The organism is Streptomyces sp. NPDC050211 (assembly GCF_040656035.1).
In the GTDB taxonomy this organism is placed as follows: Bacteria; Actinomycetota; Actinomycetes; order Streptomycetales; family Streptomycetaceae; genus Streptomyces.
On sequence record NZ_JBFALC010000019.1, the window covers coordinates 24,015 to 46,727 of the forward strand.

Here is a 22,713-nt window from a genome sequence, read left to right on the forward strand (position 1 = left end):
TTCATGCACGCTGACCTCTCCCGCTCCACCTTCCGCCCGGAGCGGCACTACTCCGCGGTCATCGCCCAGCAGGGCCGTGTCCAGCTCGACGCCGACGCCAACGAGCAGACCGCGATCGAGCTCCACCGGGCGCGCACCCTCGCCGCCGACCTGATCGGACAGCACGGCGGTCCGCGCGACGCCGCCGGCTTCCGTATCGAGTACGTGGGCGGCAAGCACGAGATCGACACCCTGCACATCCACGGCGGCCGCTACTACGTCGACGGCATCCTGCTCGACGCGAACCGCCCGGCGCCCGGCACGCCCGTCCCCGACGAGGACGCCGACGAGCAGGAGACCGCGAAGCCGCCCGCGTACTGGACGTACTGGGACCAGCCCGACGGCTTCCGTGACCCGGAGAAGCCCGGCGACCGGCTGCCCTCGCCCGCCCAGTCGCCGTTCCTCGTCTATCTGAAGGTGTGGGAGCGCGCGGTCAGCGCCGCCGAGGACCCGGCGCTGCGCGAGGTCGCGCTCGGCACGGCGCTGCCGGACACCGCCGCCCGCGTCAAGGTCGTCTGGCAGGTCCTGCCGCTCTCGCTCGCCGCGCTGGAGATCGAGGACGTGAACCCGCCGAAGGAGGACGTCCGGTCCGCCTTCACCCAGTGGGCGCACAAGCAGTCCACCCCCACCGCCCGGCTCGCCGCCCGCAGCGAACGGCCCGACCACGCGGATGAGGACCCGTGCCTGGTCAAGCCCGACGCCCGCTACCGCGGCCCGGAGAACCAGCTGTACCGGGTGGAGATCCACGCGGGCGGCGAAGCCAAGGACGCCACCTTCAAGTGGTCCCGCGAGAACGGCTCCGTGGTCTTCCCGGTCGACGAACTCGACGGCACCTGGGTGCAGTTGGCGACCCTCGGCCACGACGAGAAGCTGGACCTCGACGTCGGCGACCACGTCGAGCTCACCGACACCGCGTACGCCTCCCGCCTCGAGCCCCTGCCGCTGCTGCGGGTCGAGGAACTGGACCTGCCGGGCCGCCGGGTACGGCTGTCCGCCGAGCCGGAGGGACAGGTCGGGCGGCTGCCTCACCTCAATCCTTTCCTGCGCCGCTGGGACCACCACGAGGGCCCGAAGCGCAAGGGCCGTACGGCAGCCCTCAAGGGTGGCGCGGTGCGGATCGAGGAGGGGGAGTGGCTGCCCCTGGAGGACGGGGTCGAGGTCTACTTCGCCAAGGGCGCCACGTACAGGACCGGTGACCACTGGCTGATCCCCGCCCGCACCGCCACCGGCAGCGTCGAGTGGCCCGCCGACCCGGCCCGCCGCCCGCTCCTCAAGGCCCCGGCCGGCATCGTCCGCTCCTACGCCCCGCTCGCGCTGGTGAAGGGCGAGGGCGGCACCGTGGATCTGCGGCTCGCGTTCACCGCGCTGGCCAGCAGCATCCCGCCGGCGGACGAGGCGGCCCTGGCGGCCGAGGCCCAGGCCCGCAGGGAGGAACAGACGGCGGAGGATCCCTCGGGCGGCCGGTCGCAGACCACGGCGGATGCCGAGCGCGCGGCGGAAGGAGACGAGTGATGGCCAAGCCACTGAGCGCGTCCAAGATGGTGGAGATCCTGCGTGCGGAGGGCCTGACGGTCCACGAGGTCCGCAACTGGCGCCACCACAACCGCAACGGCAAGGGCCCCTGGGGTCCGGTCAACGGCGTGATGATCCACCACACCGTCACCTCCGGCACCAACGCGTCCGTCGACATCTGCTACGACGGCTACTCCAGCCTGCCCGGCCCCCTCTGCCACGGCGTCATCGACAAGAAGGGCCACATCCACCTCGTCGGCAACGGCCGCGCCAACCACGCGGGGCTCGGCGACAACGACGTCCTGCGGGCCGTGATCAACGAGACGAAACTGCCCCCCGACAACGAGGCCGACACCGACGGCAACCGCCACTTCTACGGCTTCGAGTGCATCAACCTCGGCAACGGCAAGGACCCCTGGCCCGAGGTTCAGAAGGAAGCCATCGAGAAGGTCGCCGCCGCGATCTGCCGCCACCACGGCTGGACCGAGCGCTCCGTCATCGGCCACAAGGAGTGGCAGCCCGGCAAGGTGGACCCACGCGGCTTCACCATGGACGGCATGCGCAAGCGCATCGCCCAGCGCCTGGCCGGCAAGGGCGGCGACACCGGCGGCAAGGAACCCGACCCCAAGCCGGCCCCGCCCAAGCCGACCTACGAGCCCTTCCCCGGCAGCGGCTTCTTCCACGTCGGCCAGAAGTCCCCCATCATCACCGCGATGGGCCGCCGCCTGGTCGCCGAGGGCTGCGGCCGCTACGAAGAGGGCCCCAGCCCCGAATGGACCGAGGCCGACCGCCGCTCCTACCAGGCCTGGCAGCACAAACTCCGCTTCAAGGGCAAGGACGCGGACGGCATACCGGGCAAGGTCAGCTGGGACAAACTAAGGGTCCCGCACAGCTGACCCCGCGGGGGAGGCCTAGGCGGAACCGGTGCCGGTCGGTGGGTGGGCCGGCCGCACCGGTACCCGCACATCCTGCTCAGGCAACGGCGGCAAGGCCCCCTTCTGCAACCACGCCGCGAACAGACCATCCAGCGGCTCCGCCGTGAACCGCCCCGCATGCGCGGTGAACACCCCCGTGCTGACCGCACCATTGCGGTGCAGCCCCACCCACGCTCGCAGCATCCGGAAGAAGTCCGCATCACCCATCGCGCAGCGCAGCGCGTGCACGGTGAGCCCGCCCCGCTGATACAGCCGGTCGTCGAACATCAACTTCCGCCCGGGATCGGCCAGCTTCAGATCCTGCGGCAACGAGGACAGCAACCGGTGAGCCGCCGCGGCAAGCTGCTGCGCCGTGGGCCCACCCGACCGCTCCGACCACAACCACTCGGCATACTTGGCGAACCCCTCGTTCAGCCAGATGTGCCGCCAGTCCGCGATGGACACGCTGTTCCCGAACCACTGATGCGCCAGCTCATGCGCGACCAGCCGCTCCCAACCCCGCGCCCCGTCCACATGGTTGGCGCCGAACAGCGACAACCCCTGCGCCTCGACGGGCACATCGAGCTCCTCCTCCGTCACCACGACCGCGTACTCGTCGAACGGATAGGGCCCGAACAGCTCCTGGAACAGCTCCATCATCGCGGGCTGCCGTGCGAAGTCCCGCGAGAACTCCGGCAGCAGATGCGCCGGAATGTGCCCGTGCTGCGGCACACCGCCCGGCCCCGGGTCGCCGAGCAGCACGGTCTGGTACTTGCCGATCGACAGCCCGACGAGATAGCTCGACGTGGGCGCGGCCTGCTCGTACACCCACGTGGTCGTCGACGCCTTGGTGGTCCGGGTCAGCAGCCGCCCGCCCGCGACCACCTGGTACGCCGACGGCGTCGTGATGGAGATCTGGTACGACGCCTTGTCCGCGGGCCGGTCGTTGCACGGATACCAGGACGGCGCCCCGATCGGCTGGCTCGCCACCAGCGCCCCGTCCTCCAGCTCCTCCCAGCCGAGCCCGCCCCACGGACTGTTCACCGGCTTGGGGTTCCCCGACCAGTGCACCTCCACCGTGAACGTGGCCCCGGCACGGATCGGTTTGGCGGGCCGGATCCGCAGTCGGCCACCGCGATGCGTGTAGTGCGGCTGCCGTCCGTCCACCCGGACCCGGCCGACCTTGAAGTCGGCCAGGTTCAGCTGGAACTCGCCGACCGGCGAGCGGCCCGCTATGGCGTTGATCCGGGCCGTGCCGGCCAGCCGGTTCGGCCCCGGGCGGTAGTCCAGCGCGAGTTCGTACCGATGCACCCGATAACGGGGATCACCGTTGTCGGGGAAGTACGGGTCCGCACCCACGGACTGCTGAACTGCCACTGCTGCGTCTGCTCCTCGCGCTGCACTCGTACGACGTCCTGCATCCCCCGACGTCGTCACAGTCGCGGTCACCGACGCCATGCTTCGATCGGGTTGCCCAGCCAGCGCGTGTCGTCGGGAACCGATTCCCCGGCCATCACCAGTGACGCGGGACCCAGCGTGGTGCGGGCCCCGATCGCGCTGCCCGGCAGGACGATTCCGCCAGGACCCAGCGTCGCGCCCTCACGGAGGACAACAGTATCCGTCCGCAAGATCCGGTCGTGGAAGAGGTGCGTCTGCAGCACACAGCCCCGGTTCACGGTCGTCGCGCTCTCCAGCGTCACCAGATCCGTCTCCGGCAGCCAGTAGCTCTCGACCCACACGCCCTTGCCGATCCGCGCGCCCAGTCCCCGCAGCCACGCCGTCATCACCGGCGTACCCGGCACCGACCCGGCCAGCCACGGCACGGCCACCACCTCGACGAAGGTGTCCGCCAGCTCGTTGCGCCACACGAAGGAGCTCCACAGCGGGTGCTCCCCGCTGCGGTGCCGCCCGACCAGCGCCCACTTGGCGACGATCGACAGCAGGCCCGCGAGCCCGCCCGCCCCGAGCAGCACGACACCGCCCAGCAGCCAGGCCCAGCCGCCCAGCGCACTCAGCGCCGCCACCGTCAGCACGGCCAGCGCCGCCGAGCAGAACACCGGCACGATCCGGCACAGCTCCACAAGCCCGCGCGCCCACAGCAGCCGCGCCGGCGGGTCGTACGTCCGGCTCTGGTCGCCGTCGCTCGCGCTGCGCGGCAGCTTCACCGGCGGCAGCCCCAGATACGACGTGCCCTTCTTCGCCTTCTTCGGCGTCGCCGACAGCACCCCGACCAGACCGCCGTCCGGCACGCTCCGCCCCGGCGCGGTCATCCCCGAGTTGCCGAGGAAGGCCCGCCGCCCGATCTCCGCGCGCCCGACCTTCATCCAGCCACCGCCGAGCTCGTACGGCGCGGTCAGCGTGTCGTCGGCCAGGAAGGCACCCTCACCGACGGTCGTCAGGCTCGGCAGCGCCAGCACGGTCGACACCTCGGCGCCCTTGCCGATCCGCATCCCCAGCAGCCGCAGCCACACCGGCGTGACCAGCCCGGCGTACAGCGGGAACAGCGTCTCCCGGGAGCGGTCCATCAGCTGCGTGACCGTCCACGCCTGCCAGCCGGTCCGGCTGTGCGTCGGATACGTGCCCGCGCGCAGGCCCAGGCTCAGCAGCCGTACGGCGACCAGGATGAGCACGGCGTACGCCAGCCCGAACGCGAGCGTCGCCGGGACCAGCGCGAGCGCCGCGCCCCGCAGGGCCTCACCGAGCCCGGCGCCCGGCGCCACGAACTCGTTAGCGACCAGCAGGGCGGCGACCAGCGAGAGGACGGGCAGCAGCGTCAGCGCGATGCCCGTCATGCCGTACATCGCACGCCAGAACGTGCCGCGCCGCGGCCGGTCCTTGGGCCAGTTCCGCTTCGCCCTGCCGAGCTTGACCGCGGGCGCGCCCGCCCAGCGCTGACCGGTCGGAATCTGCCCCGCGACCGCCGAACCCGGCGCCACCTCGGACCGCTTGCCCACGCGGGCACCCGGGAACAGCATGCTGCGCGTGCCGACGACGGCGTGCGCACCCACCTTCACCGGCCCGATCTCCAGCCGGTCACCGTCCAGCCAGTACCCGGACAGATCGACCTCGGACTCGACGGCGGCGCCCCGGCCCAGCTTGAGCATGCCGGTGATCGGCGGCAGCGAGTGCAGATCGACGTCCTGCCCGATCCTGGCGCCCAGCGCACGGCCGTACCGCTCCAGCCACGACCCGGTCAGCGAGGTCGCCCCGCTGAACTCCGCGAGCCGCTCGGCGGCCCACAGCCGCAGATGTACGCTCCCGCCGCGCGGATACCGCCCGGCCGTCACGCCGCGCAGCAGCAACCGCGCCCCGCCCGCGGCGATCGCGAGCCGTCCCGGCGGGCTGAAGAGCAGCAGCGCCCCGGACGCGACCAGCCACCAAGGGGCGGTCGGCAGCCAGGAGTACGCGGTCAGTACGTTCCCCAGCGCGGCCAGGGGCACCATCCAGCGCAGCCCCAGCAGCGTGAACAGGGGGAGCAGCACCAGCAGCTGGATCACCTGGGCGCGCCTCGGCACCGGAGCGATCGTCCGCCGGGCGGTGTCGTCCTGAGCGGACTCCTCCAGGTGCCGGGCCAGCTTGCGCAGCGTCGGCTGCTGGTAGATGTCGAGGACGGCCGCGCTCGGGTAGCGGGTGCGCAGCCGCGTCGTCAACTGGGCGGCGGCCAGGCTGCTGCCGCCGATCGCGAAGAAGTCGTCGGTGGCGCTGCCCACCGGGATGCCGAGGACCTCCGTCCACTGCTCGGCGAGCCAGGCCTCGGTGCCGTAGAGCTGCTCGGCCTTGCCGCCGGTCTCCATGCCCTCCAGGGGCCAGGGCAGCGCGTTGCGGTCGACCTTGCCGCTCGTCCGCGTCGGCAGGTCCTCGACCGGCGCGAGCAGCGGCACCAGGGCCGCGGGCAGTTCGGCGCGCAGCTTCTCGACGGCGGCCGCGTGGTCCCAGCCGTCCTGCGTGACGACATACCCGACGAGCAGCTGATTGCCGCTGCGGGCGGTGCGTACGGCCGCCGCAGCACCGGCGACACCGGGCAGCGCCTGCAACGCGGCATCCACCTCGCCCAGTTCGATCCGCCGCCCGCCGAGCTTGATCTGCTCGTCGGCCCGCCCGAGGAAGACCAGCCCCTCGGGCTCCGCCTTGACCAGGTCACCACTGCGGTACGCCCGCTCCCAGCCCAGCGAGTCCAGCGGCGCGTACTTCTCCGCGTCCTTCTCGGCGTCCAGGTACCGGGCGAGCCCGACCCCACCGATCACCAACTGGCCGCTCTCGCCCATCCGCACGGGCTGCCCGGCCTCGTCGACGACGGCCAGCTCCCAGCCGTTCAGCGGCAGCCCGATCCGGATCGGCTCCTCGCCGCTCATCAGCGACGCACACGCCACGACGGTCGCCTCGGTGGGCCCGTAGGTGTTCCACACCTCGCGCCCCTCGGTCACCAGCCGCTGCACCAGCTCGGGCGGACAGGCCTCCCCGCCGAAGATCAGCAGTCGTACGTCGTTGAGGGTCTCCGGCTCCCACAGCGCGGCCAGCGTCGGCACCGTCGACACGACGCTGATGTCCTGCTCGACCAGCCAGGGCCCGAGATCGGCACCGCTGCGCACCTGCGAGCGCGGGACGGGCACCAGGCAGGCGCCGTAGCGCCACGCCAGCCACATCTCCTCGCAGGACGCGTCGAACGCGACCGACAGGCCCGCCATGACCCTGTCACCTGGACCGATGGGGTCATCGGTGAGAAACAGCGCGGCCTCGGCGTCCACGAACGCGGCGGCGTTCTCGTGGGTGACGGCGACGCCCTTGGGCTTCCCGGTCGACCCGGAGGTGAAGATGATCCAGGCGTCGTGCTCGACCCCGGGCCGACCGGCGGGCACGTCCGCCCTGCTGTGGGCGGTGATGACATGGTCGGCACCGATGACGGCCCGCACGTCGGCCTCGCCGAACACCAACTCGGCCCGCTCGTCCGGGTCCTCGGCGTCCACCGGAACGTATGCGGCGCCCGCGGCCAGTACGGCGAGGATCGCGACGTACAGATCGTTGGTCCCGGACGGCACCCGCACGCCCACCCGGTCACCGAGTCCCACCCCGGCGTCGGCGAGCCCGCGCCGCAGCGCCGCGACCTCGACGGCCAGCGCACGGTAGGTCAGGCGCCGTGTGCCGTCGTCCAGGGCGAGTTCATCCGGGTACGAACGGACGGATGCCTCGAAGATGTCGACAAGCGTCCGGGGAGAGGCCGCGGCCCCGCCCGAGAAACGTGCGGTACTACCGAATCGCTCGCGGATCTCTTCATCGAGCAGGCCGAGAGCGCTGCTCTCGTGAATGGCTGCCATCGGGTCCTCGCGTCTCGATCCCGGAAGCCTCCGGGGCGCTGGTGGGCCCGCAGGTTTGCCTGGGGTTGTCCGGCTCCAGCTCCGACAAGCCGGAAATTTTAGTCCGACGTTAGTCTCCGCGTTACCTTGCGGCCACATGGGTGAGCTGTCCGGGGTGCCGGGGGAGGGTGGCCGGGTGCTGTGACCTCGGTGTCTGCCCGCCCGGCGAGAGATGGCACACACTTGATCGCGGAGCGTGTCCGGCAGCGGTGGCGGACAACAGAAAACCCCACATGGAGTGGGGTTTTCAGAGTGTGTCCGAGGGGGGACTTGAACCCCCACGCCCGATAAAGGGCACTAGCACCTCAAGCTAGCGCGTCTGCCATTCCGCCACCCGGACAAGGTGTATGTCGTGCGGGGGTTCCCCCGCGGCGACGAAGGAAACATTACCAGGCTCCGGAGGGTGGCCGATCACCCCCTGTCGCCGCGTGAACGGCGTGTGACGGGGCGGGCGGGGTCTTGGGGCGGACCGGCGGGGGAGGGAGGATGTGGGGGGACCACCAGCAGTGACAGTGGGAGGAAGCAGCGTGAGCGGGACGGACACGGCCAGCAGCGTCACCGGCGAGGACGAGGTCGTGGACCTCTGCCGCGAGCTCATCCAGATCGACACCAGCAACTACGGCGACCACTCGGGTCCCGGCGAGCGCAAGGCGGCCGAGTACGTCGCCGAGAAGCTCGCCGAGGTGGGGCTCGAACCGCAGATCTTCGAATCCCACCCGGGACGCGCGTCCACGGTGGCCCGGATCGAGGGCGAGGACCCCTCCCGGCCCGCGCTGCTGATCCACGGACACACCGACGTCGTACCGGCCAATGCCCAGGACTGGACCCACCACCCCTTCTCCGGCGAGATCGCGGACGGATGCGTGTGGGGCCGCGGCGCCGTCGACATGAAGGACATGGACGCGATGACCCTCGCGGTCGTCCGCGACCGGCTGCGCAGCGGACGCAAGCCCCCGCGCGACATCGTCCTCGCCTTCCTCGCGGACGAGGAGGCGGGCGGGACGTACGGCGCCAAGCACCTGGTCAAGAAGCACCCGGACCTCTTCGAGGGCGTCACCGAGGCGATCGGCGAGGTCGGCGGGTTCTCCTTCACCGTCAACGAGAAGCTGCGGCTGTATCTCGTGGAGACCGCCCAGAAGGGCATGCACTGGATGCGGCTCACCGTGGACGGCACGGCCGGTCACGGCTCCATGACGAACAACGACAACGCCATCACCGAGCTGTGCGAGGCCGTCGGGCGGCTCGGGCGGCACACCTGGCCGGTACGGGTCACGAAGACCGTGCGGTCCTTCCTCGACGAGCTGTCCGACGCGCTCGGCACCGAGCTCGACCCCGAGGACATGGACGAGACGCTGGCCAAGCTCGGCGGCATCGCCAAGATGGTCGGCGCGACGCTGCGGAACTCGGCGGCGCCCACGATGCTCGGCGCCGGCTACAAGGTCAACGTCATCCCCGGCCAGGCGACCGCGCACGTCGACGGGCGTTTCCTGCCGGGTTACGAGGAGGAGTTCCTCGCCGACCTCGACCGGATCCTCGGGCCGCGGGTGAAGCGGGAGGACGTGCACGGCGACAAGGCGCTGGAGACCGACTTCGACGGCAAGCTCGTCGACGCCATGCAGAGCGCCCTGAGCGCCGAGGACCCGATCGCCAGGGCCGTCCCCTACATGCTCTCCGGTGGCACCGACGCCAAGTCCTTCGACGACCTCGGCGTCCGCTGCTTCGGCTTCGCGCCGCTGAAGCTGCCGCCGGAGCTGGACTTCGCGGGCATGTTCCACGGTGTCGACGAGCGGGTGCCGGTGGAGGGGCTGCAGTTCGGAGTGAGGGTGCTCGACCGGTTCATCGACGCGTCATGACGTATTGACGTCGGTATTCGCCCGCCCGTACGGAGATGTCCCGGGAAGGGTGAAGACGACCATAAGCTCGTAGCCCTATTAATTCCTCCTCGTTACAGCTGATGTGATCCGCGACTTTGGATCGCATTGCCAACAAGGAGGAATAATGATCAAGAAGGTCGTCGCCGCTGCTGCCGCCACTGGCGGTCTGGTTCTCGCGGGTGCGGGCCTTGCCGTTGCCGACTCGGGTGCCCAGGGTGCTGCGGTGCACTCCCCCGGCATCGCTTCGGGCAACGTCGTCCAGGCGCCGGTTCACGTCCCGGTGAACGTCTGCGGCAACACGATCTCGGTCGTCGGGCTGCTGAACCCCGCCTTCGGCAACACCTGCGTCAACAAGTGACGCTGCCTCTCTGAGGTTCTCGTCCACACCGCCGGTCCCGGAGCGCGCATGCCAGGCGCTCCGGGGCCGTCCGGTCTTTCCGCGTCGACAACGCAGGACAAGGCAGGTAAGCAGCAATGAGACAGGTCACCCGCAAAGGCCTGATGACCGTGGCGGCCGCGACCGGCGTGATCGCCGCCGCCGGCGGCCACGCACACGCCGACTCGGGCGCGAACGGCTCGAGTTCGCACTCGCCCGGCGTGCTGTCGGGCAACACGGTGCAGGCGCCGGTGGACGTGCCGGTGAACGTCTGCGGCAACACGGTCAACGTCGTCGGGCTCCTCAACCCGGCGATGGGCAACAAGTGCGTCAACCAGGGCGGGAACAGCGGTCACGGCGGCTCCGGCGGCGGCTCGCAGGCCGACGGCCACGCCAAGGACTCCCCGGGCATCGGCTCGGGCAACCACGTCCAGGCGCCGGTCCACGTCCCGGTGAACGTCTGCGGCAACAGCGTCGACATCATCGGCATCGGCAACGGCACCAAGGGCAACGACTGCGCGAACAACGGCGGTTCCGGCGGCGGGCAGCCGAGCACACCTCCCGGCGGGGGCGACCACGAGACGCCGCCCGGGAATCCGGACGAGCCGGGCAACCCCGAGCAGCCCGGCGACCCCGGACAGCCCGGCGACCCCGGACAGCCGGGCGATCCCGGCCAGCCCGGCAACCCTGTGGAGCCCGAGCCCGGTACACCGCCGGGCGTGGACGACGAGACGCCGGACGGCGGCACCGGCTCCGCGCGGGGCAACCAGCCCGGCGCCCAGTCGATCCCCCAGCCGCAGGGCAGCGCCCAGCTCGCCCACACCGGCGGTGACCTTCCCCTCGGCCTCGTCCTCCCGGTCGGCGCGGGAGCACTGCTGGCGGGCACGGTCCTCTACCGCAGGGCACGCGCCTCGGCGTAGCGGCACCGCACAGAAACGGAGCGGGCCCCGCCGTGGCGGGGCCCGCTCCGTTTTTCTCCTGCCTCAGCTCACCACGTGGCGCGCACCTGGCGGATGATCCGTCGGCGCAACCGCACCCTGCGGCTCCCGTCCCGCAGCAGACTCAGGCGGTCCAACTCCCAGTGTCCGTACTCGGCATGGTCCGTCAGCAGGCGTGTGGCGTCCTTGCGAGAGACCCCGCGCGGCACGTACACGTCGACAAATTCGTATTCCGGCATCGCATCTATTGTGCGGGCAGAGCCCCTGTACGGATAGCGTCTGCTCTATGTCTGATGCTGAGCAGCCCACCGCTGCCGAGGTACGCGCCGCCGCCGAGGCGGTCAAGACCGCGCTCGACCGCCACCTGGCCGCGGTCGAACGCCGGTCGGGGGAGGACGACCCGACCGTCTACGAGGCGTTCAACCAGCTCGCCGCGGCCGCCGAGGCGTACGACGAGCTGCTCTACGACCGCTACGACGAGGTCACCCCCTTCGAGATCCCCGGTACCGAGGACGCGCTGCCGCCGTACGCGGGGCCCGAGGAGCCGAACGCGCTGAGCGTGCTGATCCGCCGCGACTACGCCGTGGTGGAACCGCAGCGGCTGCTGGCGCAGGCCCAGCGGGTCGAGGCGGCGGACGACGAGGGCAGGGACGGCCCGGGGGCCTCAGGCACCGTGCACGGGGCGCTGGGCCTCCTGTTCGGCGAGTTCGAACCGGACGAGATCGCCTCACGGCACAAGGAGTTCGGGCTGGAGGAGGGCGACTCCACGCTCTGGGTGACCGCGGCGGACGACCCCGCCGAGCCCGGCGAGTGGCTGGAGGCACCGTTCGAGGCGATCGACCCGCAGCAGGTGGTCTGCCGGTTCGACGTCAGTGCCGTCTTCGACGACGAGATCGAGGACGACGTGGACGACGACCTCGAGGACGAACTCGACCCGGACGAGGACGAAGAAGAGCCTGAGGACGAGGCGGACGACGAGGCCGAGGACGAGGTCGAGGAAGAGGACCTGGAGCGGTTGGACGCGGACCGCTGACGGGCTGAACACCGTCCGGTACGACGGCGGTGGTCACGGAGGTTCCTGCCTCCGCGGCCACCGCCGTCGTCCGTGTCGGGCGTCCTCGCGTCAGCCCGCCGCCGGGATCTGCGGGGCCAGCAGAACGGACAGGCGGGTCGTCCTGGGCTTGGGCGGGACCTCGGCCACCGCGCGCGGGAGCGCCTGCTCGACGCCGTGGACCACCGACAGATGGCGCTCCGCCCGGCCGAAGGCCGTGTAGACCCAGGGGCGGCTGAGGGCCTGCGCGGCGTCGCCGGGCAGCACCACGACCACCGCGGGCCATCGGGCACCCACGGCCTGGTGCGCGGTCAGCGCCCACCCGTGCCGCACGGACTGCTCCACCCGCTCCTTCGGTACGACGACCGGGGCGCCCGCACACGATAGGTGCAGCCCCTCGGCGTCGGCCTTCACCACCTGGCCCGGCAGCGTACGGCCCGGCGCGGGGGAGTAGGCGATCCGGTCGCCGGGGTCGAAGCCGCCGAACCGGCCGGGGCCGGGGTTCAGCCGCTCCTTCAGTGCCGTGTTCAGCGCGCGCGTACCGGCGGCGCCGCCGTGGCCCGGTGTGATGACGACGGTCTGCTCGGCCGGCACGCCGATCGCCCGCGGCACCGAGTCCGCGACGAGTTGCACGGTCCGGTGCACGGCCTCGCCCGCGTCCCGCACCGGCACGATCACCAGCTCCTTGCCGGGGGAGTCCACCTGGTTCAGCTCGCCGATGCCGATTCCGGAGACCAGTTCGCCCAGCGGACCGGGGTCGGGCTGCCGGGAGGCGATCTGCGGGCAGACCCGTGCCGCCAGCAGATCCGCGAACACCCGCCCCGGACCCGCCGACCACAGCACCCCGGGATCCCCGGCCAGCAGCAGCCGCGCCCCGTCGGGCAGCGACTCCGAGAGCAGCGCCGCCGTCTCCACGTCCAGCTGCGGAGCGTCCAGGACCACGAGGAGGTCGAGGTCCAGAGCGCCGTCCGCGTCCCGGCCGGGGCCCTCGGCACCGGAGAGGAGGCCGGACACGGTGGTGACCCGGGAGTCGCCCGGCTCGCCCAGCAGCGCCGCGAACCGCGTGCGGCCCAGCGGGCTGTGGGTGGCGGCCCAGGCGCGGAGGCCGAGTTCGGAGGCCGTGCGCACCAGTGCCGCCGGTTCGGTCAGGGACGCCTCGCCGCCCGTGTGCAGCACGAGACCGTGGGACGCGACCGCGCGGATCAACTCGCCCGCGGAGCCCGCCGCCGACGCGGCCCGCTCCCACTCGTCGGCCGAACCGTCCTGCTTGGGCACCGAGTTGATCAGCCGGGCCAGTCCGTCGGCGAGGCTCTCCTCGGCGAGGGCGTACCGCTCCAGGCCGACCAGAACCCGGACCGGCCGCTCCTCGTCGCCCTCGTCGGCCACGTCGCCGCCCTTGTCGTCCAACGCGTCCTGGAAGGCCAGGGCCTCGCCCTCCGCGAGGGTGTTCTGTACGGCGGTGTCCGCGTCCGGCACGCCCCGCTGGGTCAGTGCGGCGGTGAGCGCCGGCAGCTCCAGGGCGGTGTGTCCCGCCACGGCCGCCTGCTCCAGGAGCCAGACGGTGAGCGCACGGCCACGCCGCTCGTCGTCCGGGCCGGACTCGCCGCCGAGCAGCGCCCGCGCGAACCCGTCGGCCTGCTCGGGGCGTACCCCGGTGACTCGCAGCAACTGCCAGGGGTCCGCCCGCAGCAGGTCGCCCGCGCTCTCGCCGAGGGCCGCGGCGACCTGCGGGGCGAGCGTCTCCGGGGCACCGCCGTCGGCCAGCACACCGCGCACGGCGTCGACGGCCTCGGCCGCGGGGGCCGCGACCACTCCGGCCGCCTGGACCGCCTCGGTCTGCGGCCGGCGCACCGGCTCGGGAGCGGGGCGACGGGGCGTCGGCTCCGGCTCACTGAACACGGTGGCCGCGGGCTTCTCCCCGCTCTCCACGGCACGCACAGCCGCCAGCAGATCGGCGGCCGTCCCACTGAGCTTCGCCCCAGCCGTAATGGGCGCCGCCTTCTCAGCCTTCCGACGCTCGATCCGCTCCCGCTCAATCCGCTGAGCAGCAAGCTCGGCCTCGGCCTCGGACAACTTGGCAGCGTCAGCGACTTCATCGCCCTGGCTCTGGGGCTCGCCTCCGGCGTCTCCGTCGCCCCCGGCCGACCCGCCCTCTGTGGTCCCCGTCTCCCGGGTGGTGCCCTCCGGCGCGGCGTCCGGGGTCCCCGGGTCGGCGTGTGGTGCGTCCTCGGTGGGCTCGGGCTCCGTGCTCACAGCATGCTCCAGTCGTGATCGGGATAGCGGTGCACGGGCGCTGACACATCGTCGAGCGCCCGGCAGATCTCGTCAGGAAGACTAAGGGCCTCCACTGACAATGCCGCCGTGAGCTGCTGCGCGTTGCGCGCGCCGACGATGGGCGCGGACACCCCGGGCCGGTCGCGGACCCAGGCGAGGGCCACCTGGAGCGGGGTCACCGCGAGCCCGTCCGCCGCCGTCGCCACGGCGTCCACGATCCGGCTCGCGGTGTCGTCGAGGTACGGCGCGACGAACGGCGCCAGATGCTCGGACGCGCCCCGCGAGTCGGCCGGCGTCGCGTTGCGGTACTTGCCGGTCAGGACTCCGCGCCCGAGCGGGGAGGAGGGCAGCAGGCCGATGCCGAGGTCGAGGGCGGCGGGCAGCACCTCGCGTTCGACGCCGCGCTGGAGCAGCGAGTACTCCAGCTGCGTGCCGGCCAGCCGGGTCCGTGCGCCCGGTGCCGTCAGCTGCCAGGTGGCCGCCTTGGCGAGCTGCCAGCCGCAGAAGTTGGAGACGGCCGCATAACGCGCCCGGCCGCTGCTGACCGCCATGTCGAGGGCCTGCAGGGTCTCTTCCAGCGGGGTGAACGGGTCGTAGGCGTGGATGTGCCACAGGTCGACGTAGTCCGTGCCGAGCCGGGCCAGCGAGGCGTCGAGCGCGGCGAGCAGATGGCCGCGAGAGCCGTCGACGCGGACATCCGGGTCGGGCACGCTGCCCGCCTTCGTGGAGATGACCAGATCCCGGCGCGGGACCAGGCCTTCTATGAGGCGTCCGAGCAGATACTCGGCCTCCCCGTCGCCGTACACGTCGGCCGTGTCGATGAGCGTCCCGCCCGCTTCCCAGAACGTCTTCAAGAGGTCCGCGGCGTCGTGCTCGTCGGTGTCCCTGCCCCAGGTGAGGGTGCCGAGCCCGATGCGGGACACGCGCAGGCCGGTGCGGCCGAGATGCCTCTGCTCCATGGACGCCGAGATTACTGGCCACGACCTGTCATGTGGGGGCCTGTGGATGACCAGTTTCCGCACCCCCGCGCTAAGGTCTCCGGACAAGGGACGTTACTGATCGGTAAGGGGAATCCGCCATGCAGCTCGGGATCAACCTCGGCTACTGGGGCGCCGGAATGGACGCGGACAATCTCGCGGTCGCGAAGGAGGCCGACCGGCTCGGGTATGCCGTCTGCTGGGCCGCCGAGGCGTACGGCTCGGACGCGGCCACGGTGCTGACGTGGGTCGCCGCCCAGACCGAGCGCATCGACGTGGGCTCGGCCATCTTCCAGATCCCGGCCCGGCAGCCGGCGATGACCGCCATGACCGCCGCCACGCTCGACTCGCTCTCCGGCGGCCGCTTCCGGCTCGGCCTCGGCGTCTCCGGGCCGCAGGTCTCCGAGGGCTGGTACGGCGTCAAGTTCGACAAGCCGCTCTCCCGGACCCGCGAGTACGTGGAGATCGTACGGAAGGCGATGACGCGGGAGCGGCTGTCGTACGACGGCGAGCACTGGACGCTGCCGCTGCCCGGCGGCCCCGGCAAGCCGATCAAGCTGACCGTGCACCCGGAGCGCGAGCACATCCCGCTGTACATCGCCGCGATCGGCCCCAAGAACCTGGAGCAGACCGGTGAGATCGCCGACGGGGCCCTGCTCATCTTCCCCTCCGCCGACCACCTCGAGGACACCGCGATCAAGTATCTGCGGGCCGGGCGTGAGAAGGCCGGGAAGACCATGGACGGGTTCGACGTCTGCCCGACGCTGCCGCTCGCGGTCGGTGCCGACAAGGACGTGACCGCGCTGGCCGACGCCTTCCGCCCGTACACCGCGCTGTACGTCGGCGGCATGGGCAGCGCCAAGCAGAACTTCTACAACCAGCTTGCCCGGCGCATGGGCTACGAGCAGGCCGCCGCCGAGATCCAGGAGAAGTACCTCTCCGGCGACAAGCAGGGCGCGGCGGCCGCCGTACCGCACGAGCTGATCGACCGGACCACGCTGCTCGGCTCCGTCGATCGCATCGCGGACCGGATGAAGGCCTACGCCGCCGCCGGGGTCACCACTTTGTCCCTCAACCCGGCGGGTTTCACGCTGGACGAGCGGCTCGCCTCGCTGCGGGCCGGCACCGAGGCGCTGGAACGGGCCGGGCTGGCGTAACGGCGTCACGCTGGGGGGAAGTTCTGCGGCCGTGGTGGGGGCTCGGGGGTCTTCCCCGCCACGGCCGTCACGCAGCACAACGCGCGCGTGGCCCCGCGGTTACGCCCTCGGCGGAGCCCGGGGTCATCCTTTTGGCGGAGTTGTCCGACACAGCTGTTGCAGCGTCCCTCGCACCGCATTTGACTCGTTCTTTGCGGAATCCTGCAGAGAGGTGCGCACGATGCTTTCGGCCAAGAGTCTGTTCCAGGAGATCCTCGACAACGACGAGTCCTTCCGCCTGTTCTGCTCCATCGCCGCCAGCGGGGAGTCACAGGGCGGCTGGGAGAACGCCCGTATCGCCGCGCTCGTTCCGGACAGCGAGCGCGCACTCGCCCCCAAGATCACCCGGCATGGCGCGGATGAGGACAAGCACGGGCGGATCTTCAACGCCCTGATGAAGAAGCGCGGCCTCGACCCCGTCCCCGTACCGCCCGAGACCGACTACACCATGCTCCTCGAGAAGAACGGCATCGGCCTCGCGCACGACAAGCTCAAGCGCGACGAGCCGCTCACCGTCCAGGACATCGTCACCTACCTCTCGCACAGCCGGGTCACCGAGCAGCGCGCCTCCGAGGAGATGGAGCTGCTCCGCAAGCACTTCGCCGACCACCCCGACCTCGGCCGGGCGGTCAAGATGATCTCCAACGACGAGGACAACCACCTCGCCTACTGCCATGAGGAACTGCTGCGCTTCGCCCACGCCGGGCACGGCCGGGCCATCCAGCGGACGCTGCGGGAGTGCGCGCTCGCCGAGATCCGGATCTACCGGGACGTCAGCCTCGCCGTCATGTCCCACATGGGGCGCATCCTCGGCTGGCCGAAGCCGAAGGCCGCGCTGCTCGCCGCGGGCATCCACGCGATCTACGCCTACGAGCGGATCGCCGGCTGGCGCCGCATGGTCAGCCTGAAGATGCCGGAACGCCGCGACGCACTCGGCGGCCCCGCCACCTCTGCCCCCGAGTTCGCCTAGGAACAGTGCCTACAGCCAGCCCCGGCTCTTGAACAGCCGGTACAGCAAGACCTCCAGGGCGGCCATAGCCAGGATCAGCGCCGGATACGACCACACCCAGCGCAGCTCCGGCATGTGGTCGAAGTTCATGCCGTAGACGCCCGCGATCATCGTGGGGACCGCGGCCATGGCCGCCCACGCGGAGATCTTCCGCATGTCGTCGTTCTGCCGGACGCTCATCTGGGCCAGGTGCGCCGACAGGATGTCCGACACCAGCCGGTCCAGGCCCTCGACGGACTCGTTCACGCGCATCAGGTGGTCGTTGATGTCGCGGAAGAACGGCTGCGCCTTCTCGGACACGAAGGGCACCCGCAGACCGAACAGGCCGGTGCCCGCGAGCCGTTCCAGCGGCTGGGCCAACGGACCGGTGGCCCGGCGGAACTCCAGGATCTGCCGCTTGAAGTTGTAGATGCGGGACGCGGTGTGCCGGGTGCCGCCGCCGGTCGGCGAGAACACCTCCGCCTCCAGCTCCTCCAGGTCGGTGCTCAGCTCGCCCGCCACGTCCACGTAGTGGTCGACGATCGCGTCCGAGATCGCGTACAGCACCCCCGTGGGGCCGTGCCGCAGCATCTCGGGCTCCGCCTCCAGCCGCTTGCGTACCGCCGTGAGCGGGGCCTCCTCGCCGTGCCGCACGGTCACCACGAACGAGTCGCCGATGAAGATCATGACCTCGCCGGAGGTGACGTTGTCGCTCTTGGGCTCGTACGCGACCGGCTTGAGGACCATGAACAGCGAGTCGTCGTACACCTCGAGCTTGGGGCGCTGGTGGGCGGTCAGGGCGTCCTCGACGGCCAGCGGGTGCAGCCCGAATTCCTCGGTCACCTGGTCGAACTCGCGCTCCGTCGGCTCGTACAGCCCGATCCACACGAACGCGTCCCCGCCCACCCGGCACTGCGCCAGGGCGTCGGAGAGGTCCTGCGGCCCCTCCGCGCGCATCCCGTCCTGGTAGATGGCGCAGTCGACGATCACGGAGCGTATTCTCCCGCCTCACGCCCCGGACCGCACCCGGATGGACGCCTACCCTTGGCCGCATGCCCACGCTGATCCTTGTCCGGCACGGACGATCCACCGCCAATACCGAGGGACTGCTCGCCGGGTGGACGCCCGGGGTCGCCCTCGACGAGCGCGGCGCCGCGCAGGCCTCGGCGCTGCCCGGGCGGCTCGCCGAGCTGCCGATCTCCGAGGTCGTCACCAGCCCGCTGCAGCGCTGCCAGGAGACGATACGGCCGCTGCTGGACGCCCGGCCGGAACTGACCGCGCACACCGACGAGCGGATCGGGGAGTGCCACTACGGCGACTGGTCCGGGCGCAAGCTCGCCGAGCTGATGGACGAGCCGCTGATGGAGGTCGTGCAGGCGCATCCGTCGGCGGCGCAGTTCCCCGGCGGTGAGTCGATGCGGGCCATGGCGACCCGTGCCGCCGAGGCGGTGCGCGAGTGGAACGCGCGCGTGGAGCGCGACCACGGCGCCGACGCCGTCTATGTCATGTGCTCGCACGGCGACCTCATCAAGTCCCTCGTGGCGGACGCGCTCGGACTCCATCTCGACCTCTTCCAGCGGATCTCCGTAGAGCCGTGTTCCATCACCGCGATCCGTTACACCCGTCTCAGGCCGTTTCTCGTTCGCCTCGGTGACACCGGGGATTTCGCCTCCCTTGCGCCGCGCGCGGAACCCCCGTCAGGAGAGGCCCGGGTCGGGGGCGATGCGGGCGCACCGTGATCGTCAACCGCAGTAGGGTGAAGCGGTCGAGGCGGCCCTGACGCAAGTTCCGGTGGCCGCAGCGGCCGGTCCCGATGTCGATTCCAATGGAGACAGGACGTGTCCCGTCAGGTGTTCCTCTACGATCCGCCGGACCGCTTCGTGGCCGGCACGGTCGGACTGCCCGGGCGCCGTACGTTCTTCCTCCAGGCCATCGCAGGATCCCGGGTGACCAGCGTGGCTCTGGAGAAGACCCAGGTCGCCGCGCTCGCCGAGCGCATGGACGAGCTGCTCGACGAGGTGGTACGACGCAGTGGCGGCAGCGCCGCCGTCCCTGCCGTGGCGCCCACCGAAGTCGCCGACACGGCCCCGCTGGAAGCCCCCATCGAGGAGGAGTTCCGCGTCGGCACCATGGCCCTCGCCTGGGACGGCGAGGAACAGCGCATGATCGTCGAGGCGCAGGCCCTGGTGGAGCTGGACGCAGACTCCGAGGAGGACCTCGCCGAGGCCGAGGAGCGGCTGCTCCAGGACGAGGAGAACGGGCCCCCGATGCTGCGGGTCCGGCTCACCGGCGCCCAGGCCCGCGCGTTCGCCAAGCGCGCCCTGGACGTCGTCAACGCCGGGCGGCCGCCGTGCCCGCTGTGCAGCCTCCCGCTCGACCCGGAAGGACACGTATGTCCGCGCCAGAACGGATACCGCCGCGGAGCGTGACCACGGCGCAGCTGCTCGCCCGGGGTGAGCTCACGGTCCGCGGGCAGATCCGGGACGCCTCGAACGCGGTGCTGTACTGCTCCGTCTCCCACGAGGGGGAAGAGGCCTACTGCGTCTACAAGCCAGTCCGCGGCGAGCGTCCCCTGTGGGACTTCCCCGACGGCAACCTCGCCCGGCGCGAGGTCGCCGCGTACGAGGTCTCCGAGGCCACCGGATGGGGCCTGGTGCCCACCACCGTGCTGCGCGACGGGCCGTACGGCGAGGGCATGGTCCAGCTGTGGATCGAGGCGCAACCGGAGGAGAGCGAGCTGCTCGCCCTCGTCGACGGTGAGGAGCCGGAGGAGGGCTGGAAGGCGATCGGCTTCGCCGAGGTCGGCGACGGGAAGACGGCGCTGCTGGTGCACGCCGACGACGCACGGCTGCGCCGCCTCGCCGTCCTCGACGCCGTGATCAACAACGCGGACCGCAAGGGCGGTCATCTGCTGCCGGCCGCCGACGGCCGGCTGTACGGCATCGATCACGGCGTGACCTTCAACACCGAGAACAAGCTGCGCACGCTGCTGTGGGGGTGGGCGGGCGAGCCGCTCACCGGTGAGGCCGTCGACGTCCTCAAGGGCCTCAAGGACGCCTTGGGGGACGGCGGAGCCCTGGCGGAGCGTCTGGCCGGGCTGATCACCGGCGCCGAACTCGACGCCACGCGCGCGCGTGTCGAGGCGTTGCTCACCTCGGGGGTCCATCCGGCGCCGAGCGGCGAGTGGCCTGCCATTCCGTGGCCGCCGGTGTAGGGGCGCGCCGGTACAGGGGAACAACGGGCACGTCCGGCGGCGTTCCGCAAGAGTGCGCCACCGGCCACCCGGCCTGGTCCGGTTCGAATATGGAACTTCCGTCCGGTTAGGCTCATGACATGCATGCCTGGCCCGCTTCCGAGGTCCCCGCCCTGCCTGACAAGGGCCGCGACCTGAGGATCCACGACACAGCGACCGATGGGCTCGTCACCCTCGACCCCGGTCCCGTCGCCCGTATCTACGTCTGCGGCATCACCCCGTACGACGCGACCCACATCGGTCACGCGGCGACCTACAACGCGTTCGACCTCGTGCAGCGCGTGTGGCTCGACACGAAGCGGCAGGTTCACTACGTCCAGAACGTGACCGACGTCGACGATCCACTTCTGGAGCGGGCGGCGCGGGACGACATCGACTGGGTCGCCCTCGCCGAGAAGGAGACCGCCCTCTTCCGCGAGGACATGACCGCCCTGCGCATGCTGCCCCCGCAGCACTACATCGGCGCGGTCGAGGCGATACCCGGCATCGTGCCGCTCGTCGAGCGGCTGCGGGAGGCGGGGGCGGCGTACGAACTCGAAGGGGACATCTACTTCTCCGTCGAGTCCGACCCGAACTTCGGCAAGGTCTCCCGCCTCGACGCGGCCGCCATGCGGCTGCTGTCCGCCGAGCGCGGCGGCGACCCCGACCGGCCGGGCAAGAAGAACCCGCTGGACCCGATGTTGTGGATGGCCGCCCGCGAGGGCGAGCCCAGCTGGGACGGCGGTTCGCTGGGCTGCGGACGGCCCGGCTGGCACATCGAGTGTGTCGCCATCGCCCTGGACCACCTCGGCATGGGCTTCGACATCCAGGGCGGCGGCTCCGACCTCGCCTTCCCGCACCACGAGATGGGCGCCTCGCACGCCCAGGTGCTGACCGGCGAGTTCCCCATGGCCAAGGCGTACGTCCACGCCGGCATGGTCGCGCTGCACGGCGAGAAGATGTCGAAGTCCAAGGGCAACCTGGTCTTCGTCTCCACCCTGCGCCGCGAGGGCGTCGACCCGGCCGCGATCAGGCTGGCCCTGCTCGCCCACCACTACCGGGCCGACTGGGAGTGGACCGACCAGGTCCTCCAGGACGCCCTCGCGCGCTTCGACCGCTGGCGTGCCGCCGTCTCCCGCCCCGACGGACCGCCCGCCGAGACGCTGGTCGCGGAGATCCGCGAGGCCCTGGCGAACGACCTGGACGCCCCGGCCGCCCTCGCCGCCGTCGACCGCTGGGCGGCGCTCCAGCAGGAGCGGGGCGGCACGGACGAGGGCGCCCCCGGCGTCGTATCGCGCGCGGTGGACGCTCTGCTGGGCGTGGCCCTGTAATCACGTAGGGCCTGTAATCACGTAGGGAAGGGCGCCTCCTCCTTGCCGGAGGAGGCGCCCTTGTGCTTGCTCAGACGCGCGTCAGATCCGCTGGATCCGTACGCTGCGCAGCACGTTCGGCGACTGGGTGTCCCAGATGCCGATGACCTGGTGGCCGAACGCGAAGGCCTGCTGGATCTGCTGGTGGATCTGCGGGTTCGGGTTGTTGAGGACCCGGAACTGGTTGTTGATGCGCAGGAAGATCTGGTGCGGCTGCCCCTGGAGCGGGTGAACGATGTCGATGAAGCCGTTCGCCACACCGGAGGCGAGGGCCTGCGCCTGCACCTGCTGGACGACCTGCTGCACCGCCGACAGCGCGACCTGCTGCAACTGCTGCTGCACCTGCTGCTCGGCCTGCTGAGCCTGCTGGTCCTGCTGGGGACCGAACTGCTGCTGCTGGCCCAGCTGCTGCAGCAACTGCTGGTACGGCTGCTGCTGACCGAGCTGCTGGAGCTGCTCCAGCGAGCCGCTCATGCCCATGCCGTACGGCTGCTGCTGACCGTAGCCCTGCTGCTGCCCGAACGGCTGCTGCTGGTACGGCGATGTGCTGGGGAACTGCTGGCCCTGCTGTAGTCCCATGTGACTCATCTGCGGGGTGGTGCTCATACGGGTGTCACCTTC

General features: G+C 71.4%; 19 protein-coding genes and 1 tRNA gene. 12 read left to right on the forward strand and 8 right to left on the reverse strand.

Translation table 11 applies throughout. The features are described 5' to 3' along the window. Window positions 1-3 precede the first annotated feature (3 nt). Window positions 4-1,551, forward strand: coding sequence for a DUF6519 domain-containing protein (locus AB0I98_RS20585; RefSeq protein ID WP_362943696.1), 1,548 nt, complete (start codon window positions 4-6; stop codon window positions 1,549-1,551). Continuing rightward, window positions 1,551-2,447, forward strand: a complete 897-nt coding sequence (locus AB0I98_RS20590) for a peptidoglycan-binding protein (protein WP_362943699.1) — start codon at window positions 1,551-1,553, stop codon at window positions 2,445-2,447. The genes AB0I98_RS20585 and AB0I98_RS20590 overlap by 1 nt, the downstream gene beginning before the upstream one ends. Window positions 2,448-2,462: 15 nt before the next feature. Here the strand turns inward: AB0I98_RS20590 and AB0I98_RS20595 are convergent, their stop codons facing one another. The 3 genes from AB0I98_RS20595 to AB0I98_RS20605 form a co-directional block, all read right to left on the reverse strand. After that, a complete protein-coding gene (locus tag AB0I98_RS20595) occupies window positions 2,463-3,842 on the reverse strand; it encodes a M1 family metallopeptidase (protein ID WP_362943702.1) in 1,380 nt (459 codons plus the stop codon). A 68-nt stretch (window positions 3,843-3,910) separates the two neighbouring features. After that, the gene (locus tag AB0I98_RS20600) at window positions 3,911-7,777 is read right to left on the reverse strand and encodes a Pls/PosA family non-ribosomal peptide synthetase (protein WP_362943705.1); all 3,867 of its coding nucleotides are present in this window, start codon (window positions 7,775-7,777) and stop codon (window positions 3,911-3,913) included. A 294-nt stretch (window positions 7,778-8,071) separates the two neighbouring features. Continuing rightward, a tRNA-Leu gene (locus AB0I98_RS20605) sits at window positions 8,072-8,156 on the reverse strand. Window positions 8,157-8,343: 187 nt separating this feature from the next. Between AB0I98_RS20605 and AB0I98_RS20610 the strand changes: the two genes are divergently transcribed. The 3 genes from AB0I98_RS20610 to AB0I98_RS20620 all read left to right on the forward strand — a co-directional run bounded on the left by AB0I98_RS20610 (window position 8,344) and on the right by AB0I98_RS20620 (window position 10,986). Continuing rightward, window positions 8,344-9,669: a M20/M25/M40 family metallo-hydrolase gene (locus AB0I98_RS20610; RefSeq protein ID WP_362943708.1), complete on the forward strand. Its 1,326-nt coding sequence runs from the start codon at window positions 8,344-8,346 to the stop codon at window positions 9,667-9,669. A gap of 145 nt (window positions 9,670-9,814) precedes the next feature. After that, complete coding sequence (gene chpH / locus AB0I98_RS20615; RefSeq protein ID WP_362943711.1) at window positions 9,815-10,048, forward strand: chaplin ChpH; 234 nt, start codon at window positions 9,815-9,817, stop codon at window positions 10,046-10,048. A gap of 116 nt (window positions 10,049-10,164) precedes the next feature. Continuing rightward, complete coding sequence (locus AB0I98_RS20620) at window positions 10,165-10,986, forward strand: chaplin family protein (protein WP_362943714.1); 822 nt, start codon at window positions 10,165-10,167, stop codon at window positions 10,984-10,986. Window positions 10,987-11,054: 68 nt separating this feature from the next. Here AB0I98_RS20620 and AB0I98_RS20625 read toward each other — a convergent pair whose 3' ends face one another. After that, window positions 11,055-11,243: a DUF5703 family protein gene (locus tag AB0I98_RS20625; protein ID WP_005485166.1), complete on the reverse strand. Its 189-nt coding sequence runs from the start codon at window positions 11,241-11,243 to the stop codon at window positions 11,055-11,057. 47 nt (window positions 11,244-11,290) lie between these two features. Here AB0I98_RS20625 and AB0I98_RS20630 point away from each other — a divergent pair, with 47 nt between their 5' ends. Next, window positions 11,291-12,037, forward strand: coding sequence for a hypothetical protein (locus AB0I98_RS20630; RefSeq protein WP_362943716.1), 747 nt, complete (start codon window positions 11,291-11,293; stop codon window positions 12,035-12,037). Window positions 12,038-12,127: 90 nt separating this feature from the next. Here AB0I98_RS20630 and AB0I98_RS20635 read toward each other — a convergent pair whose 3' ends face one another. Continuing rightward, entirely contained in the window at window positions 12,128-14,308 is a 2,181-nt protein-coding gene (locus AB0I98_RS20635) for an ATP-dependent RecD-like DNA helicase (RefSeq protein ID WP_362943719.1), read from the reverse strand. Then, window positions 14,305-15,288, reverse strand: coding sequence for an aldo/keto reductase (locus tag AB0I98_RS20640; protein ID WP_362943722.1), 984 nt, complete (start codon window positions 15,286-15,288; stop codon window positions 14,305-14,307). The genes AB0I98_RS20635 and AB0I98_RS20640 overlap by 4 nt, the downstream gene beginning before the upstream one ends. Window positions 15,289-15,407: 119 nt before the next feature. On the opposite strand from AB0I98_RS20640, the gene AB0I98_RS20645 reads away from it, so the two are divergent. After that, on the forward strand, window positions 15,408-16,463 hold the full coding sequence (locus AB0I98_RS20645) for an LLM class F420-dependent oxidoreductase (RefSeq protein WP_328367642.1): 1,056 nt from the start codon (window positions 15,408-15,410) through the stop codon (window positions 16,461-16,463). A 220-nt stretch (window positions 16,464-16,683) separates the two neighbouring features. Further along, window positions 16,684-17,472: a ferritin-like domain-containing protein gene (locus tag AB0I98_RS20650; protein WP_362943725.1), complete on the forward strand. Its 789-nt coding sequence runs from the start codon at window positions 16,684-16,686 to the stop codon at window positions 17,470-17,472. A 9-nt stretch (window positions 17,473-17,481) separates the two neighbouring features. Here AB0I98_RS20650 and corA read toward each other — a convergent pair whose 3' ends face one another. Next, entirely contained in the window at window positions 17,482-18,480 is a 999-nt protein-coding gene (corA, locus tag AB0I98_RS20655) for a magnesium/cobalt transporter CorA (protein ID WP_362943728.1), read from the reverse strand. Between the two features lie 62 nt (window positions 18,481-18,542). Between corA and AB0I98_RS20660 the strand changes: the two genes are divergently transcribed. The 4 genes from AB0I98_RS20660 to mshC all read left to right on the forward strand — a co-directional run bounded on the left by AB0I98_RS20660 (window position 18,543) and on the right by mshC (window position 22,053). After that, window positions 18,543-19,229: a histidine phosphatase family protein gene (locus AB0I98_RS20660; protein WP_362943731.1), complete on the forward strand. Its 687-nt coding sequence runs from the start codon at window positions 18,543-18,545 to the stop codon at window positions 19,227-19,229. A gap of 99 nt (window positions 19,230-19,328) precedes the next feature. After that, a complete protein-coding gene (locus AB0I98_RS20665; protein ID WP_301978567.1) occupies window positions 19,329-19,919 on the forward strand; it encodes a DUF3090 domain-containing protein in 591 nt (196 codons plus the stop codon). Beyond that, complete coding sequence (locus tag AB0I98_RS20670) at window positions 19,883-20,704, forward strand: SCO1664 family protein (RefSeq protein ID WP_362943733.1); 822 nt, start codon at window positions 19,883-19,885, stop codon at window positions 20,702-20,704. Before AB0I98_RS20665 ends, AB0I98_RS20670 begins: the two co-directional genes overlap by 37 nt. A 119-nt stretch (window positions 20,705-20,823) precedes the next feature. Next, window positions 20,824-22,053: a cysteine--1-D-myo-inosityl 2-amino-2-deoxy-alpha-D-glucopyranoside ligase gene (mshC, locus tag AB0I98_RS20675; RefSeq protein WP_362943736.1), complete on the forward strand. Its 1,230-nt coding sequence runs from the start codon at window positions 20,824-20,826 to the stop codon at window positions 22,051-22,053. Window positions 22,054-22,134: 81 nt separating this feature from the next. Here mshC and AB0I98_RS20680 read toward each other — a convergent pair whose 3' ends face one another. Then, a complete protein-coding gene (locus AB0I98_RS20680) occupies window positions 22,135-22,698 on the reverse strand; it encodes a hypothetical protein (RefSeq protein WP_362943739.1) in 564 nt (187 codons plus the stop codon). Window positions 22,699-22,713 lie beyond the last annotated feature (15 nt).

Bases quoted from the DNA above. Each gene is read 5' to 3' on its own strand.
- AB0I98_RS20585 (WP_362943696.1), top strand. From the start codon at position 4: ATGCACGCTGACCTCTCCCGCTCCACCTTCCGCCCGGAGCGGCACTAC.
- AB0I98_RS20590 (WP_362943699.1), top strand. From the start codon at position 1,551: ATGGCCAAGCCACTGAGCGCGTCCAAGATGGTGGAGATCCTGCGTGCG.
- AB0I98_RS20600 (WP_362943705.1), bottom strand. From the start codon at position 7,777: ATGGCAGCCATTCACGAGAGCAGCGCTCTCGGCCTGCTCGATGAAGAG.
- chpH (WP_362943711.1), top strand. From the start codon at position 9,815: ATGATCAAGAAGGTCGTCGCCGCTGCTGCCGCCACTGGCGGTCTGGTT.
- AB0I98_RS20620 (WP_362943714.1), top strand. From the start codon at position 10,165: ATGAGACAGGTCACCCGCAAAGGCCTGATGACCGTGGCGGCCGCGACC.
- AB0I98_RS20625 (WP_005485166.1), bottom strand. From the start codon at position 11,243: ATGCCGGAATACGAATTTGTCGACGTGTACGTGCCGCGCGGGGTCTCT.
- AB0I98_RS20630 (WP_362943716.1), top strand. From the start codon at position 11,291: ATGTCTGATGCTGAGCAGCCCACCGCTGCCGAGGTACGCGCCGCCGCC.
- AB0I98_RS20640 (WP_362943722.1), bottom strand. From the start codon at position 15,288: ATGGAGCAGAGGCATCTCGGCCGCACCGGCCTGCGCGTGTCCCGCATC.
- AB0I98_RS20645 (WP_328367642.1), top strand. From the start codon at position 15,408: ATGCAGCTCGGGATCAACCTCGGCTACTGGGGCGCCGGAATGGACGCG.
- AB0I98_RS20650 (WP_362943725.1), top strand. From the start codon at position 16,684: ATGCTTTCGGCCAAGAGTCTGTTCCAGGAGATCCTCGACAACGACGAG.
- AB0I98_RS20660 (WP_362943731.1), top strand. From the start codon at position 18,543: ATGCCCACGCTGATCCTTGTCCGGCACGGACGATCCACCGCCAATACC.
- AB0I98_RS20670 (WP_362943733.1), top strand. From the start codon at position 19,883: ATGTCCGCGCCAGAACGGATACCGCCGCGGAGCGTGACCACGGCGCAG.
- mshC (WP_362943736.1), top strand. From the start codon at position 20,824: ATGCATGCCTGGCCCGCTTCCGAGGTCCCCGCCCTGCCTGACAAGGGC.
- AB0I98_RS20680 (WP_362943739.1), bottom strand. From the start codon at position 22,698: ATGAGCACCACCCCGCAGATGAGTCACATGGGACTACAGCAGGGCCAG.